The 16,570-nt window shown below is 59.9% G+C and carries 15 protein-coding genes; 11 read left to right on the top strand and 4 right to left on the bottom strand.

Annotation, left to right across the window (positions count from 1 at the left end):
* Positions 1–31 precede the first annotated feature (31 nt).
* On the top strand, positions 32–925 hold the full coding sequence (locus M2394_RS30040) for a LysR family transcriptional regulator (RefSeq protein ID WP_259175794.1): 894 nt from the start codon (positions 32–34) through the stop codon (positions 923–925).
* On the opposite strand, the gene M2394_RS30035 is transcribed toward M2394_RS30040, so the two are convergent.
* Positions 918–1,172, bottom strand: coding sequence for a hypothetical protein (locus tag M2394_RS30035; RefSeq protein ID WP_060757089.1), 255 nt, complete (start codon positions 1,170–1,172; stop codon positions 918–920). The two genes, M2394_RS30040 and M2394_RS30035, sit on opposite strands and share 8 nt — an antisense overlap.
* Positions 1,173–1,336: 164 nt before the next feature.
* Here M2394_RS30035 and M2394_RS30030 point away from each other — a divergent pair, with 164 nt between their 5' ends.
* Positions 1,337–1,657 carry a YqjD family protein gene (locus M2394_RS30030; protein ID WP_016979401.1) on the top strand — a complete coding sequence of 107 codons (321 nt, stop codon included), beginning with the start codon at positions 1,337–1,339 and terminating at the stop codon, positions 1,655–1,657.
* 36 nt (positions 1,658–1,693) lie between these two features.
* Here the strand turns inward: M2394_RS30030 and M2394_RS30025 are convergent, their stop codons facing one another.
* The gene (locus M2394_RS30025) at positions 1,694–2,731 is read right to left on the bottom strand and encodes an Ldh family oxidoreductase (protein ID WP_259175788.1); all 1,038 of its coding nucleotides are present in this window, start codon (positions 2,729–2,731) and stop codon (positions 1,694–1,696) included.
* Positions 2,732–3,074: 343 nt separating this feature from the next.
* On the opposite strand from M2394_RS30025, the gene M2394_RS30020 reads away from it, so the two are divergent.
* Complete coding sequence (locus M2394_RS30020) at positions 3,075–8,042, top strand: dermonecrotic toxin domain-containing protein (protein ID WP_310522036.1); 4,968 nt, start codon at positions 3,075–3,077, stop codon at positions 8,040–8,042.
* Positions 8,043–8,061: 19 nt separating this feature from the next.
* Here M2394_RS30020 and M2394_RS30015 read toward each other — a convergent pair whose 3' ends face one another.
* A complete protein-coding gene (locus M2394_RS30015) occupies positions 8,062–8,331 on the bottom strand; it encodes a PepSY domain-containing protein (RefSeq protein WP_259175784.1) in 270 nt (89 codons plus the stop codon).
* A 142-nt stretch (positions 8,332–8,473) separates the two neighbouring features.
* Between M2394_RS30015 and M2394_RS30010 the strand changes: the two genes are divergently transcribed.
* The 7 genes from M2394_RS30010 to M2394_RS29980 all read left to right on the top strand — a co-directional run bounded on the left by M2394_RS30010 (position 8,474) and on the right by M2394_RS29980 (position 14,505).
* A complete protein-coding gene (locus M2394_RS30010; protein ID WP_178919614.1) occupies positions 8,474–9,469 on the top strand; it encodes a FecR family protein in 996 nt (331 codons plus the stop codon).
* 328 nt (positions 9,470–9,797) lie between these two features.
* Complete coding sequence (locus tag M2394_RS30005; protein WP_178919613.1) at positions 9,798–10,253, top strand: hypothetical protein; 456 nt, start codon at positions 9,798–9,800, stop codon at positions 10,251–10,253.
* Positions 10,253–10,813 carry an adhesin gene (locus tag M2394_RS30000; RefSeq protein ID WP_178919612.1) on the top strand — a complete coding sequence of 187 codons (561 nt, stop codon included), beginning with the start codon at positions 10,253–10,255 and terminating at the stop codon, positions 10,811–10,813. The genes M2394_RS30005 and M2394_RS30000 overlap by 1 nt, the downstream gene beginning before the upstream one ends.
* Before the next feature lie 67 nt (positions 10,814–10,880).
* Entirely contained in the window at positions 10,881–11,624 is a 744-nt protein-coding gene (locus M2394_RS29995; RefSeq protein WP_178919611.1) for a hypothetical protein, read from the top strand.
* Positions 11,625–11,685: 61 nt separating this feature from the next.
* Positions 11,686–12,366 (top strand): C39 family peptidase, encoded by a 681-nt coding sequence (locus M2394_RS29990; protein ID WP_178919610.1) that lies wholly within the window; start codon positions 11,686–11,688, stop codon positions 12,364–12,366.
* A 41-nt stretch (positions 12,367–12,407) separates the two neighbouring features.
* On the top strand, positions 12,408–13,151 hold the full coding sequence (locus M2394_RS29985) for a hypothetical protein (protein WP_178919609.1): 744 nt from the start codon (positions 12,408–12,410) through the stop codon (positions 13,149–13,151).
* Between the two features lie 49 nt (positions 13,152–13,200).
* Entirely contained in the window at positions 13,201–14,505 is a 1,305-nt protein-coding gene (locus M2394_RS29980) for a hypothetical protein (protein ID WP_178919608.1), read from the top strand.
* Between the two features lie 129 nt (positions 14,506–14,634).
* Here M2394_RS29980 and M2394_RS29975 read toward each other — a convergent pair whose 3' ends face one another.
* Positions 14,635–15,960 (bottom strand): sigma-54 dependent transcriptional regulator, encoded by a 1,326-nt coding sequence (locus M2394_RS29975; RefSeq protein WP_178919607.1) that lies wholly within the window; start codon positions 15,958–15,960, stop codon positions 14,635–14,637.
* 344 nt (positions 15,961–16,304) lie between these two features.
* Between M2394_RS29975 and M2394_RS29970 the strand changes: the two genes are divergently transcribed.
* Positions 16,305–16,565 (top strand): hypothetical protein, encoded by a 261-nt coding sequence (locus M2394_RS29970; protein ID WP_178919606.1) that lies wholly within the window; start codon positions 16,305–16,307, stop codon positions 16,563–16,565.
* The last annotated feature ends 5 nt before the right edge of the window (positions 16,566–16,570 follow it).

The raw sequence follows: 16,570 nt of genomic DNA, 5'->3' as shown, positions 1-16,570 counted from the left end.
ATGAATAAAGCCCACCTCAGTGCTGAATGATATGAACCAAACAAATATCGCCCAAGTTGACCTGAACCTGCTGAAAACCTTTGAAGCCCTGCATGACGAGTCCAGCGCCAGCCGCGCCGCCGTGCGCCTGGGGGTGACGCAGTCGGCCATCAGTGCAGGATTGCGGCGTTTGCGCGAGGTGTATGGCGACCCGTTGTTCGTGCGCACCGGGCGCGGCCTGGCGCCGACCTTGCGCGCCAACCAGTTGAAACCGGTGATAGGCGAAGCGCTGGAGCGTTGCCGGCAAAGCCTGGCCATGGTCAACCCGGATAACCAGCAGTATCAGGGCCGCTCCGTGGTGCTGGGGTTGTCGGATGATTTCGAGATTGCCTACGGCCGGCGTCTGATGGAAGAAATCGCCCGGCGCGCGCCGAAGCTGCGGGTGATCTTCCGTCAGACCCACAGCCAGATCGTCGCCGGCGCCCTGCTCGACCGCACCCTGGACCTGGCGATCACGGCGGGCGGCTTTGCCCACGGTCGACTCAGTCGGCAAGTGTTGGGAGAAGGCGATTACCGCTGCCTGGTGGATTCAGCCCAAACCAGCATCAGCCTGGACGAGTTCGTCGCCCGTGAACACGTGCTGGTGTCATCCGGTGGGTTTATCGGGATTACCGATGAAGGCTTGGCGGCACAGGGGTTGAGCCGACAGGTGTGCGCCTCCACCAGCCACTTCGCGGCGTTGCCGTTTCTGCTCAAGGGCAGCCAGGCGGTGGCGACCATTCCCGGGCATGCGGCGCAGGCCATCGCGGACATGACCAGTCTGCACGTACTGCCCTGCCCGCTGGCGTTGCCGCGCTACCCGGTGGAGTTGGGCTGGCGGACTCAGGCGCAGCTGGACCCGATGCTGCTGAAGGTGCGTGAAGCGATTGTGGCGAGCTTTATTTAGCCGCCGCCATCAACTTGTTGACCTCACTGCGCACCATGTTGGAGAACTCCGGCGGCGACATGCCGTCCAGTTCGGCACGGACCCACTCGGCCCACTTGCCCTTGCGTTTGGCGCGCTCGCCGAACAACCGTGCCGCTTCGCCCTTGGCCTTGCCCAGGTTGGTCTGCCACAGTTCGTAGAGGCGGGACTTTTCATCTTCCAGCTCCGCGCGTTCGGCGAGAGTCTTGTTGGCCAGATTGAAGCTCATGTTGAATTCCCTGCTGCACAAATAGACGACATCTTACACTGTAGGTCGAAATTTCCTGATTCGGATTTTTGCCCGGGACCCGGCGGGCGCAAAAAAACTGCAACTTTTGCCGCTGCCCGGCACTCCATTGTTCACTGTCACATTCACTCGCAAGGAGTCACACAATGGCCCGCAAAACCGCTGCCCAAGCCGTCGAAGACCAAATCAAGGACCAAGCCTTCAGCGAACTGACCGCGCTGATCGAAGAATCGGACAAGCTGCTCAAAAGCAGCGCATCCCTGGTGGGCGAAGAAGGTGAAACCCTGCGCGAGCAGGTCGCCATCAAGCTCAAGCAAGCCCTGGACTCGGTGTCCAATGTGCGCGAGCGCAGCAAGCCGGTGGTGGATGCCACCGAAACCTACATCGGTGGCCACCCGTGGCAGACCGTGGCGATTTCCGCAGGTTTCGGCCTGGTGGTCGGCCTGCTGCTGGGCCGCCGTAACTGATACATGAAGGCTGCGCCGGATGCGGCGCAGCCTGTTTTATTGCTCGGCCAGCACTCGCAACCGCGCCAATTCCTCTGCGTCAACCTCGATACCCTGCTGGTCCGACCGCGCCCGTGTGCGATGACGTCGGTCCCCTGGCAAGCGCCGCAACCCCGCCGCATGCATCTGCCGCACCAGTTCCTGGCTGCGCTCGGCGAAGCTTTGCCCGGCCGTCTTGCTCGGGTCGATCAGGATCAACAGTTGGCCGGTCCACGGCGTGCGCGCGCCCGGGTGGTCGACCCAATTGAATTCGAAAGAGAAATTGCCGCCTGTCAGGGCTGCGGCCAATAACTCGACCATCATCGACAGCGCCGACCCCTTGTGCCCGCCAAACGGCAACAAAGCCCCCCCTTCCAGCACCGCCTTCGGGTCCTGAGTGGGTTGGCCCAGGCTGTCTACGCCCATGCCCGGTGGCAAACGCTCGCCTTTACGCGCAGCGATCTGCACGTCGCCGTGGGCGATGGCGCTGGTGGCCAGGTCGAACACAATAGGCAGGCCATCGGCACGCGGTGCAGCAAAAGCAATGGGGTTGGTGCCAAACAGCGGACGGTCAGCCCCGTGGGGCACCACGCAGGTCATGCTGTTGACCACGCTCAGCGCCACCAGGCCCTGCTCGGCGAACGGCTCGACATCTGGCCATAACGCGGCGAAGTGGTGGGAGTTATGGATAGCCAGCAAGGCGATTCCGGCACTGCGGGCCTTTTCCACCAGCAACGCACGCGCGGCCTCCAGGGCGGGCTGGGCAAAACCGTTACCGGCATCCACCCGTACAAAGCCTGAAGCCACGTCGGTGACCACCGGCACGGCCTTGCCATTCACCCAGCCGCTGGCCAGGGTGCTGAGGTAACCGGGGATACGAAAAATACCGTGACTGTGGGCGCCATCACGTTCGGCGCTGGCGCAATTGTGCGCGAGGATGGCGGCCACTTCAGGCGAAGTGCCGTGGCGGACAAAGATGGCGTGGAGCAAGGCCACCAGCTTGGCGAAACCGATGGTGGCGCTGGAACTGTCAACAACCGTGGGCTGGGCAGACATCTGAAGCTCCGATTTTATGATTGGAGGGGGCATACAGCGTGAAATCCAGACCTGTGATTAAACAACGCCGCCTGCCGCTGCTGTCAATGCTGTTTACGGCAAATATGTAGCCCCATTCGCCAACACGACCGCCCTAGCCTGCTGGCCCGTCCCCATTACCCACGGAGAAAGGTCGATGGCACAGCTCACCCCCCCGTATTTTTTCGATGAATTCCTGCGCCCTATCCATCGCAAACACCCTTCAGAACGGGAGCGCGCGCTGGGGTTGACCTTGAAGGATCTCGACTGGCTGATGGCGGTCTACACCGCCACCCATGCCGGGCGCCAGGCCCGTGAGGCCCCCATGACCGTCGAAACGCTGGTGATCGAGAGGCCAGGACAGCCTGCGACAGCGCTGGCCGGCGCCTTCATGATGAGCCCGACACCTGATGGGAAGAAGGCCTTGCTGTATAGCCCCTATGGGGGAATCGAAGTATTCGACAACCGTGCCGTGGCGCTCGCAACCCTCAGGGAACGCCTCAGAAATGAAACTCAATATATTGATTTAATTAGCTTTCTATCCATAGAGGAGCGCCAAGCCTTTTCTTTCAGCGGCTTGTTCGCCGTGACCACCACAACGATTGAAGGCATCGTATTCGTGGATCAGGAACAGGCGATTGAGGCAAGCCAAAGGCAAAACGTACGGCGTGCCCTGGATGAATTACGCACCACGCCCACCCTGGCCTCAATGCTCAGCACACTGCTGAACATCATGGCGCGCCCTTATTTTCCCCACCTCGATCAACAATACACGTTGGTAAACACGTTTCTGGTTTCAGCGGAGGCTAACGGCGCTGATCGATGGATTGCCTCGGCGACCCTCAGTGAAACCCTGCTGCAGTACTACCTGAAACCGGAGTGGCCGGCCAACTGTACCCGCACGTTCACCCACCCCAGGCACGATAAAAGCGCCCTGCCTGAGAGGCGACTCAAACAGGATTTCGAACGCTGGGAGCGCGTTGTGGAACAGACGGCTGGCGTGCTGTCTTCGCTGTTAAGCAGCCTGTTGCAGACCTGGTGGAATGAAACCCGTGGCAGCAATCCATCGCGCCTGGATCTGTTTGCCCAACTGATGAGTGACAAATTTCGCGCCGACCTGCTGTTCAAGCATCAGAGCGGGATTCTTTCTTCCGAGGAGGCGCACCGACTGCGCGCGATTTTCCTCCCCGACAAGGCGTCACGCAGCGACTGGCATGCGACGTTGAATATCGAAAAAATCAGCATCCACGCACCTTATCAACATTATGTGGAACTGGCCGCGACGTTGTTGATCAGTGACCAGCATGCCTACCTCTACACCCAATCCCGCGGGCTGCAAACCTTGAAGGATGTTGAGGATCTCAAGGAAACCTTGCTGAGCATGCTCAAGGCCGCCGGCCATCAGGACGAGTTGCTGAACTTCCTGTCCCTGGACGAACGCAGCCTGTACCTGGCAATGGAGGGGGTGCAAGTCAGTGGGTTGCCCGTGAGTGACAATGTATTCACCGGGATGGTCAAGGACATCGCCCGCAAGCAATTGAGCAACATGGAACATGCACTCGGGCTGTTTCGCGCAAGCGATGGCGAAGCAGACCTGGCTGCCCTGCTCGATTGTGCCCTGGACGTGCGCCCCATGCTCGACAGTCGGCTGCTGGCCCTGGAAGCCGAAGGACGCTGGAGCCTGCACCCGGCCAGCAGCGGCAATGGTCGCCCGTCGACGGTACAGGCAGAGCGCGCCAAACAGCATCTGGTCACGCTGCGTGCGACGGAAGCGGTCCTGGCGACACAGCGGCAGAGGCACCCCACGTTGCGCAGCCTGGCCACCCATGCCCTGAAGGCGGAATTGAACCTGCGTTTGCTGGACCTGGACCCCGCAGATGTGTTTGCCAATACCTACGCCACCCAGGCTCGACAACGCGAGGATCGTGAGCCGGTATCCTCACGGAACATGGTCGATCACCTTGTAGAACGTTTAGCAAACAGTGCGGCTCCTATCGACGACTCGCCACGCACCGGCCTGTACAGCGCTCACCGCGCCGGGACCGCCACCCGTTGGAACAACCTGGACAGCCGAGGTTTCAATCAGGTGATCGAGCGGGCCATGCTCCCTTTTGTTCAGCACGACATTCACACATTGCCCCGCGCGTTCCTGGAAAGTCATCGCGCCGAGATGGGCGCGGCCCTGATGCAGGGGTTGCGCAGCGAGGCCCAATTACGACTGCTCAACAAGACGTTGAGCCCTGATCATTACGCCATGCTTGATACGGTCCTGCGGCCCGACAGCATGACCCGCGAGAAGCGCCATGGGCTTCAAGGCTTCCTGCCGGATGCCTACGGCTTGACACTGACCCTTGGCGATGACGAAACCCCACGGGCCCTGGCCAACTGTTTCGTGCTGACGCAGCGTGGCGGCCTCGACCCTGACCTGTCAGGTGAAGTCGTACTCTGGACCCCGCAGCAAGGTCATGAGCCCTTTGCCTCACTGAAAACTCTGCGCCAAGCCCTTCAACAGCGCTTGGCACTGCCCGACCGACGCCTGCTGCAGAACCTGCCCATCAGCCTTCGTACACCCCATCAAGTCTATCGCCTCGGCCCCCTGCAGCGCATTGATGAGCACCTGTTGAACAACCGCCAGCAGAGCTACCTGGACTTCCACCTGGATGCTCTCGACTACTGGCTCGCCATGCCCCTTGGGCCCACACAACTGCAAGACCGTCTGGACGATGAAATGCAACGGCTGGCGCCGTCGAATCTGCCGCGCGCCCGTGCAATCGCAGAAGCGATCGTTCACCAGCAGGCGCTGCCGGTGTGGCTGGGCATGGCATCTGCCGAAGAGCAATGGCTCCACGCCGAACTGCTTGAGCAGTACCGGCTCAGTGCACCGGACAATCAGGATTACCTGCACGGTTTACCCCCCCTGCGCGAGCACGTCGCCAGTGCCTTGACGAACCTGCTTAAAGCCCGTTATCCGGACGCCGCGCTGGACCCTGAAGCGATCTTGATACCCGCACGCGTCGCGCTCGACGGACGCACTCAAACCCTGACCGATTTTGCCTTGCGCCACCTCCCCGACCTGCAGGCCGACACGCTGACGCCCCGCGCGCTGGGCCTCACACCGCTGCCGACGACCCTGGACGGCACGGCGGTGGTGCAGTTGGTGCGCCAACTCGACATTGCCAAAACCTATCGCGAACTGCTCACCACTCACCTCAGCGCTGACACCGACGATGCCCGCCAGCGACGTGACCTGTTTTGTCGGCAGTTGCCGTGGCAACTCTTGCGCCATGCCCATGAGGAAAAACTCGAAGAACGCCTCAGCCCCTCGGCCTGGAGCTTTATCCAGCAAATCTTTGATATGCCGGATGCTGTGGCGCGGGATAAGGTCAGCGGCACCACAGCAATGATTCGCCCTCTGCAACTGATCGCCACGGCCGGGGCGGGACCGGTGACAGTGCCTTGTGTCTACATCATCGGCCCACAAACGCCAGCGACGGGCCCGCTTGTGCTGTATGCGCCGTATGCGCCACTGCGCGTGCTCACCGAATACGCCAACGAAGACAAGCTGCTCAATGACATCAATCGCGACGGCCCCCTTCAGGATTGGATCATCCTGCAACTGGGCGACCCCGACCAAGCGATATGGCGCAACCTGCTCAAACAGCCCACCAGCCAGGACAAAAGGGACGCCAGCCTGGCGTCGAACCCCATCAGGCAGAATATTTTGCTGCGGCTATTCAATGACAACGTCATACAACTGCTCAAGATGCTCGCCTGCCAATTCGCCCGCGACGGCAAGGATCAATGGGACGGGATCACCAGCCTGCTGCGCAAGGGTATTCCCATGACGTTGCAGTTCATTGCCGGCAAGCTTGCCTTCCCACTGGTGGTCTGGCGCAGCTACACACTGTTCAAAACCTCCGCCGAGGCGCTGCAATCACAGCATTTCGCAGAGGGCCTGCGCACATTTATCCAGGGCGTGGCGACACTGGCATCCCTTCGCGAACAGCTTGATGGGTTGATGACGGCCCTGCCGTCGTCATCGCCCGCCAATCTGCCGGAGGACTCACCGGCGCCCGCCATGACCCTCGCCAGCCTGGCTATCACCGACTCGACACGCACGCGAATGCGGCATTTTGAAGACGTCTGCGTATCCCTGGCAGCTCTGCAGGAGAGCCCTGTAAGCCACCTGTTTACCGACCCGACGCGCAACCGTACTTACGCACCGGTAGCCGGCCGGGTGTACCCGGTCCGGAGGGTGGGTGAGCGTTGGCGAGTCAGCCTTGCCCATGAACTGGGACCCTATGTCGAACGCAATTCGCAGGGCGAATGGGTACTTGACCTGTCCGAGCGGGAGCCACGCTTCGGCCCTGCGCTGTCCCGCATCAGAAGCCGTGTCATTACCCGAAGAACCGAGCGCGACTCGATCAATATCGAAGCCGTAGGCATGCCAGCCATCCGGGCGATGTCTCCCGTAAAGGCAGCCTGTATTGATGGGGCACTCAATGTCGCGGTTTTCTATACGTTCAGATGTGCGCGCAACCTGGCGCTGTTTGCGCGGCAACGTGATCCCAACTCCCCATGCGGTCGCTTCTTGACCGAGATGTTCGGCGTACTCAACGTTACCCCGGACCAGTTGATCAAGATTCGAAGACGTGTCGCAGAAATCTGCGATGGGCTGACCCAGCAAGATGTGATCAGCCCAAACTCCTCACGATTCGTCACCGGCTCCGCCCGCTGGTCGCCCACCCAAACCTACGCTTTTGTCATTCCTGAAGGCGCGGATCGAAAGATCTATTTGCTGGAGCACTTTTTCAATACACGAATGAGCACCTATCTACCGCACCTCACGGTGCCGTTCGACCTTGACGACCATGCGCGTGCGGCGACCTTGATTCACGAAATGAGTCATCTGGTCTCCGGGACTGAAGACATCGCCTACCTGGATTCGATGCGCCCTTTTCTCGACATCATCAACCGTGGTACCGCTGACGGCTTGCGCCAGCACACAGCCTTGTCCAACCTGCAAAGCACCGCGCTGTCTGTCTTGACACCCGCGACCATGCTATTCAAGAGCTGGGACGACCTGGCAGAGCGTTGGGAGGACTTCGGCAGCGCCGGGTCGACCAAACTGCGCAATAAAGTGCTGCACCTGACCGGTACGAAAACGCTGGAAGATGCCCGGCAAACGTTCATGAGTGATCCGGACCGGCGGATGGATATCATTTTGGCCAACGCAGATTCGGTGACGTACCTGATCACACACTTGGGCCGCAGATTAGAGCCGGGGGCCTGAACAGGCCCCCGAGGGGGGATCAGTCTTTCTGGTCACGCAGGATATTGCCCGACGCGCCATCGATGCGTACTTCGTACACGGTGCCATCTGATTTGCGTCCCTTGACCTCCCAATAACCGTTGTCGTCGGCCTCGGCGGCGTATACCTCGACATAACCACCCTTGGTCTTGGCGACTTCAATCGCCTTTTCGATGGTGATCCAGCCTGCGCCCGGCTTGTCAGCCATGGCAGAGCCGGCGCCAAGCAGCGCGGTAGTTGCACACAGGGCGACTAAGGTTTTCTTGAGCATTTTCGTTCTCCATTGTGGAAATGTCCTGAAATCGTTAGGTGCCCCCAAACGAGAATAAGTTCCAATTGATGTGCAATAGCCATGATGGCTGTTCTCGTCGTACACCCGGGGAGGTTAGAATGTGCGAAATCAGGATGAGTTAATGAGCGAAAAATCCCTCTCAGAAGCCGAATACGACGCTATCACCGATGCCGCCGCGCATTGGTGCATGCGCCTGCATGCCGGTGATTGCACCGCCATCGAACGTCAGGCTTTTGAGCAATGGCACGATGCTCATCCGTTGCACGCCTTCGAATACGCGGCCATGCTGGAAATCTGGGATGTTGCCGACCACCTGCCCCGCACTGAGCCCACGCCCACCGTGGTGCCGTTCAAGCCTCGCCGTCGTTGGCGCACCTATGCAGTGGCGGCGGCAGTCTGCCTTGCTGCACTGCCCCTCGCTGCGTTTACCGGCTGGGAGGCGGGCTGGCTGCCCAGCTCATATGAGCATTTCGAAGCAGCTAATGGCCTGCGCAAGGTCACCTTGGGCGATGGCAGCCAGGTGGAATTGAACCTCGGCACGGAGTTGGTCTACAGCAATTACAAGGACCAACGCCGAGTCACGCTGAAAAAGGGCGAGGCATTTTTCAAAGTTGCCCATGACAGCACCCACCCGTTCATCGTGCGGGCCGGCGAAGGCCAGGTACGGGTGACAGGCACACAGTTCAACGTCTGGAAATATGAAGACCAGGTGCGGGTGATGCTGCTCGAAGGCTCGGTGCAGATCGCAAGCGACACCGTGCACGGCAGCGTGCCGCTGACCCCCGGCATGCAAGCCAGCTACCAGCATGGCGATGCCACCCCTCGCGTAAACGCGTTCAACCCCAATGACAGCGCGCTGGCGTGGCGCCAAGGCAAGTTGGTGCTCGACAATTTGGCGCTGGCCGACGCATTACCGTTGATCAACCGCTACTTGAACAAGCCCGTGATGCTTGCGGATGCCAGCACCGGCGCGATCCGTATCGGCGGCATCTACAACATCAATGAGGTCAACAACCTCGTCCCTTCCTTGCCCAAGGTCTTGCCGGTCTACCTGACCCAGAACCTGGACGGCAACCCCGTACTCAATTCGATCCCGCGTAAAGCCCCGAAAGGCTGAGCCCAGCCTGCACGCACGGGCTTGCTTGTGCCGGCAGTGTCCATTTTTGAAACACCCTCCTCCCCTGTACGGCCCGCCCTGAGCGCGTTCATCGTTTTGTCATGCACAGTGTTGCGTTGCTGATACAGCAAGGTGAACCGTTTGCGCCGTGGGCACGTGCATGTGGATTTGCGGTGGGTTGTCTCAGCGTTGATACAACACTGCTATCACTTTGCCCTTCGATAATCACAACCCATTGAATATCCGTAATAAATAAAAAGCGGCACGCCTTCTGCTCTATCCCTTACAGCGCTGTTTAGGGTCAGCGCCGAGAATAAGGAATGCCGCCGTGAACACACTCACTCAAGGTTCGATGAACGTGCTGCTGATCAGCTGTGTACTCAGTGCCAGCATCAGTCTGCCGACCTTGGCGGGTGACGGCGTCATCGTGACCGGGCGCGACGTACAGGGACACATGTACGGTCGGGCTTCCTTTGGTCCCGACCCCTACCCCCAGACCGCCAACGTCAATCCGAGCAAGGACGTCCTGGGCGCCCTGTCAGGCGAACTCAGTGACCGCGATTTCGGCGCCGTGAGCAGCGGCTTGAGCATCACCCGCGCCCTCCAGCCCGCCGGCAACTTCTCCACCTTGAGTGCCACGCAAAACGGCATGTCCACCTTGGGCGCTGGCGCAGCTGCCAGCCGTTCGGGAGGCAGCGGTAGCATGGGCGGGCAGATCAGCGATTCGATCCAGCGTGGCCTGGCGCCCCTCAACAACATCGGCAGCATGATGGGGGGCAAGTAATGAACCGTTCCCTGCGCATCCTGCTCCCCCTGGCCCTGCTGGGCAGCGCCTCGGCCATGGCCGACAACACCGCCGTGATCAACAACAGCGGTCAGGATTACCGCGGCAACCTGATGGTCAACCAGGCGGCCGGCAACCAGCAGCAAACCGCCAACAACCGCGCCGTCGCGCTGGGTGGCCAAGCCACTACCAGCAATATCCAGAACATGAACGGCACGGTCGACCCTTCGCTGAATGCAAAGGCGGCGATCGAAGGCAGCTCCTTTACCAATGGCAACGGCATGTTGGGCATCAACCAATCAGCCGGTGCCAATAGCCAATTAGTCAATGCGGTGCGGATCAGCGTCAACCCTGGCCCGCAAAGCATCGACGACAGCGTCCTGTTGCAACAGAACACGACGACGCTGGCAACCGACTCAGGGCTCACCCCCACCACTGGCAGCCGCCAGGTCGTGACAAGCGACCAGGCCTTCACCGGCAGCCGAGGAGTGATTCAGGTGAACCAGAGTGCTGGGGTGGGGAACCGAATGGCTAACACCCTGGGCATCACTATCAAGTAACCGCTTGGTAGCACGAGTTAGACCGTACCAACACTTAACCAACTAATTAGAAGCAAGGAGAAACACCATGAAACCTCAAATGGCTCTGAAACCAATGGTTTTCGCTCTCGCCGCACTCATGGCTGCTGCTGCCCAAGCAGGTGGCTGGCACCCTGCGCCTCAACCAACCGGCGTGGTTGCCTCAGTGGTTACAGATGTTCAAAACAGCATCGGCAACAAGTACGACGACACCAAAACCGAAAACAACGCCTCTGCCGATGGCTCGGTCACCTACAACAGCGGTAACACCGGCGTCAACGTTCAGGCTGGCAGTGGTAACCAGGCTGACAACTCTGGCGCAATCTCCAGCGCCAAAGGCGACTTCGCTACCGTATTCGCCGTGGTCGACGTGAACCAGAACAGCGGCCTGAACAACTTCGTCAGCAAAGGCATCCAAAACAATGCCTCGCTGGATAACTCCGCTAACCACAACTCCGGCAACCTGGGCTACAACGGCCAGGCCGGTCAAGGCAACCAAGGCAAAAACAACCTGGCGATCACCACCGCAGATGGCAAAAACATCGCAGCGGCCGCCAACACCGAGCAAAACTCGCTCGCCAACAACTACCTCAACACTGCGGCCACCAGCCACGGCTATGGCCATGGCAGCAAGCCTCAATATGTGTCGAACAACGCCAGCGCCGACAACTCGATCAACAACAACGCCGGCAACATCGGTGTGAACCTGCAATCCGGTTCGGGCAACCAAGCCAGCAACAGCCTGTCTGTAGGCCAAGGCTGCAGCGTCTGCTCCAGCGGCGTGCGCTTCTGATCCAACGGGGCCTTGGCAACAAGGCCCTTTTTTATTCCAGTGTCCAACAGGTCCGACGATCATGCGCCTCGCGACTCTCACCCTCTTGATGCTGCTCACCGGCCCGACCTGGGCAGGGACCATGGCGATCTCCGCCATGCCTGGCGGTGCAGTCATCTTCAAGAAAGTCGAGAGTATCCGTGAACGCAAATTCGCCAACCTGGTGGAACAGAAAACCGACTTCAGTTGCGGTGCTGCGGCACTCGCCACCATCCTGCGTCAGGGCTATTGGCTGGACGTAGACGAAGACCACGTCATCAAAGGCATGCTGGTCAACGCAGACCAGAACCTGGTACGCACCCAGGGGTTTTCCATGCTGGACATGAAGCGCTACCTCGAAAGCATCGGCATGCGTGCGCGGGGCTACAAGATCGGGCCAGAGACACTGGTGACCGTGAAGATCCCTGTTGTGGTGCTGCTGGAGATTCGTGGCTACAAGCACTTCGTGGTGTTACAGCGCGCGGACAAGGACTGGGTCTATATCGGCGACCCGGTGCTGGGCCACAAACGCTATTCACACGACGACTTCCTCAAGGGTTGGAATGGCATCGTCTTCGCTGTGCTGGGTGAAGGCTACGACAAGGCCAACGCCTTGCTCGACCCACCCGTGCCGCTGACCGCCAAGAACCAGTTGAATGAGTTCAGGCCTGTCGGCGATGCCGAGCTGATGGATTTCGGTTTCATCCAGAGCGACTTCTTCTAACAAGAAGCGCAATAAGGGGCAGGACGCTCCAGGAGCAGAAGATGAACACTTCCCGTTGGCTGACGGTCTTGTGTCTGGCAGCCTCAATGCCCGCTTATGCTTCATCGGCGTTCAAGCCGATCGAACTCAAGGATTCGGAAATGGCCGAACTGCGCGGCCGCTACGTGATGCCGGGGCGAATCATCAGCTTCGGTATTGTCATGAGCAGCACCTGGACCAACGCCGTGGGTGACACGATTACGGGCAAGGCCAGCATGCAAGTCGACGCTTCCACCATTACCCCACAATTCTACGTACAGACCACGGGGTCGACCGGTACGGGCACCAACCCGAATACCGGCACTGGCAATGTCAGCGGCGGCGCCGGACTGGGCACAGGTTCGGGCGTGACCCAAAGCGTACGTGCCGCCGGCGACGGCAACGCCGCCTACAACAATGTCGGGATCAACGTCACCGAAAACGGCTTCGCGCCCTCCAACATCGTGCAGTCCGGCCAGGTGCTGGTTGCCGGCGGCACCGTCACCGGTGACAGCGCAGCAGGCCGCGTGAGTGTATCGGCCAACAATGGCGGCTTGCAGATGGCGATCCAGGGCAACCATAACCAAGGCAACAGCCTCCAGCAGATTGGCGGCGGCCAAGTCTTGCAGGGCACCGTGTTGACGGGGGATAGAAACTTCGTCACCAACATGACCCAGCTCAACGTTGTGATGAACAACGGCCTGAATAACCCGGCACTCAATTGCAATCTGGATCAACTCAAAGGCCTACGCACTCTCGGTTATTGAACTACGCTGACCCTCGTCACTTACGCATTAGAAAAGGACGGCTTATTTCATGCATCGATCGTTATCGCTACGTGCGGTGGTCTGTTTAAGTACGCTCTTGCCAGCATCCATGTTGTATGCCGCGCCAGACGCCGACATCGAGACCCTCAAGCAGGAACTTCTGGAACTCAAGCAGCGGTACGAAGTGCAACAGAAAGCCCTAGCGGTATTGGAACAACGCGTGCGCCAGGTCGAGGATCAACCGGCGACACCTGCGCCCAAGCGCCTGGCCAAATCCCCGGCCGACTTCCAGAAGGCCAGCGGGGCCACCGTTGCCGGTACTGGCGCGGCGGCCGCATCCGGTGGGGCGGGAGGCGGTGGCAGTTCCTATGGCCAGTCCCTCAAGGACGATTCAGCCCCAGCACAAAGCGTGAGCAACCTCTATAACGAAGCCAGCGGTTTCTTCGGCAATGGCAAGTTCAGCTTTGAAACCGGCGTCACCTACGCACGCTACGACGCGCGCCAGCTGACACTCAACGGCTTCCTGGCGTTGGACTCGATATTCCTGGGCAATATCAACCTGGATCGGATCAAGGCGGATAACTGGACACTCGACCTGACCGGTCGCTACAACGTCGATAACCGTTGGCAATTCGATGTGAACGTGCCAGTGGTGTACCGCGAATCGACCTATCAGTCCGGCGGCGCGGGCAACAATGCAAACGCCACGTCGGAAGAGTCGGTGAGTCGCGACCCCACCCTCGGCGACGTCAACTTCGGCGTGGCTTACAAGTTCCTGGATGAGACGCCCACCCTGCCCGACGCCGTGGTGTCGTTGCGCGTGAAAGCGCCTACGGGCAAAGAACCGTTTGGCATCAAGCTGGTGCGGTCTACCGCCAACGACAACCTGTATGTGCCGGAAAACCTGCCAACGGGCAACGGTGTCTGGTCGATCACGCCGGGGATCTCGCTGGTCAAGACCTTCGACCCGGCCGTGCTGTTTGGCTCGTTCTCCTACACCCACAACTTCGAAGAGTCGTTTGATGACATCAGCAGTGACGTCAATCAGAAAGTGGGGGGCAAAGTCAGCCTGGGCGACAGTTTCCAACTGGGCGTCGGCGTGGCCTTTGCGTTGAACGAGAAAATGAGTATGTCGTTCTCGGTCTCCGACCTGGTACAACGCAAGAGCAAGCTCAAGCCCAACGGCGGGGACTGGCAGTCGGTGGTGTCCAGCGATGCCAACGCGGGTTACTTCAACGTGGGGATGACAATTGCGGCATCGGAAAACCTGACGATCGTGCCCAACCTGGCCATCGGTATGACGGATGATGCACCGGACTTCACGTTCAGCCTGAAATTCCCCTATTACTTCTAGTGGTGTGTTTTAGGGCCTCATCGCCGGCAAGCCGGCGATGGCGGTCTCAAGATTGAAATGGCCAGCAAGCAAAAAAGGAAAAGCCCCGCAACGATAAGGGTCGTTGCGGGGCTTTTCGGTTTACCCGCCCTAGCGGATCTGGTGTTTGTGCAGCAACCGGTAGAACGTCGGCCGGGAAACCCCCAGCACACGGGCCGCGACACTCAGGTTGTCGCTGTGCCGGTTGAGCACATCGCACAGTGCCTGACGCTCGGCACGGTGCTTGTAATCCTCCAGTGTAGCCATCGGTGGCGCAATTGCCTGTTCACCCTGCAATCCCAGATCAACGGCTTCGATCTGTCGCCCTTCAGCCAGCACCAGGCCGCGGCGTACGCGGTTGGCCAATTCGCGCACATTGCCCGGCCACGGGTGTTGCCCCATGGCCACCAGGGCATCCTCACTGAAACTTCGGGGGCGGCGCCCGGTTTCCTGGCTGTAGAAACGTGAGAAGTGGTTGGCCAGCATGGCCACATCGCCATGGCGTTCGCGCAACGGCGCGGTGATCACTTGCAGCACATTGAGTCGGTAGTACAAGTCTTCGCGGAAAGTGCCCTTGGCCACGGCGGCTTCCAGGTCGACGTGGGTGGCCGCCAGCACTCGCACGTCCACGGGGATGGGCTGGCTGCCGCCGACGCGCTCGATCTGTTTTTCCTGCAGGAAGCGCAGCAGGTTGGCTTGCAATTCCATCGGCAAATCACCGATTTCATCAAGGAACAGCGTGCCGCCGTGGGCCGCTTCGATACGCCCGACCTTGCGCTGGTGGGCGCCGGTAAACGCCCCTTTTTCGTGGCCGAACAGTTCGGACTGGATCAGGTGTTCTGGGATGGCACCGCAGTTGATCGCGACAAACGGCTTGGCATGGCGTTGGGACTGGCGGTGCAGGGTCTTGGCCACCAGTTCCTTGCCGGTGCCGCTGTCGCCGCGAATCAACACGGGCGATTCCGTGGGTGCCAGTTTGGCGAGCAACTTGCGCAGGTCGCGAATCGGCCGGCTGTCGCCGAGCAGTTCATGCTCAGGCTCGTCCACCGGAGCAAACCCCTTGCCCCGCAGGCGCGCCATGCCAAACGCGCGGCCCAGGGTGACCTGCACCCGGGCCACGTCGAACGGCAAGGTGTGGAAGTCGAAAAACCATTCGCAGACAAAATCGCCGACATTCTGCAGACGCAGCACGTCCTGGCTGAGCACCGCGATCCACTCGGTGCCACTGCGCCCGATCAATTCCTTGACGGCTTCCGGGCGCTCCAGGTGCGAGGGCTGCAGGCGCAACAAACCGACATCACAGGAACGGTCACCGACGGTGGCCAGCGTGCAGCTGTCCACTTCCCACCCGGCAGTGCGCAGGCCTGGCAATAGCTCATGGCAGTCGTCACACGGGTCGACCACAAGCAGGCGACGCTGCACAGGTGTAACAACCATGACTATTCCTTGGCGCCAAAATTGTTAAAGTTATTTAGAAACAACGGTTTGTGACGCCTGCCGCTAACACTAGCAAGGTATTGACGCGTTCCTTGTACCGTTTCGCTATAAGTATTGGCAAAAAGCCACTTGCCGACACGTTCACACAAAAAAGTTGCGCGCCGGCGAAACTTTCATTCAGCTTTCAAAACAGGCGCTTACATGACATCAATCACGGAAAGTTGAAATTTCTTGCACTAAGATGTGACCCGTACCCCGCCTTCGTGCATCAGTACAAGTAACCCGCCGCACGGTCAGCCCAACCGCCGGCACTCACTTGAATGGGCAATGAGAGAGAACCCCACATGAACGCCCCGCTCCGCATCAACGAAGCTCTTTTGATCGCAGACCGTGCCTTCCAGCCCTTCCAGTGCGTGGCCTGGCACGATGGCCATGGCGCCCTCAGCCTGAGCGTCATCGACCGCACCAATAACCGTATCGGCAGCAAACAACTGTCTTCGAGCACCTATACCGACCCGGCCCAACTGGAAGACTTGTTGTTGCAGGCACGCGCCGAGCTCGACAAAGATGGCTACCAGTTGCAGTCCTGGGCCATGCCAAAGTAAGACAA

The organism is Pseudomonas sp. BIGb0164 (assembly GCF_024810135.1).
GTDB lineage: Bacteria > Pseudomonadota > Gammaproteobacteria > Pseudomonadales > Pseudomonadaceae > Aquipseudomonas.
Note: the sequence above shows the minus strand (reverse complement) of the source record. Positions and strands in the feature narration are given on the sequence as shown.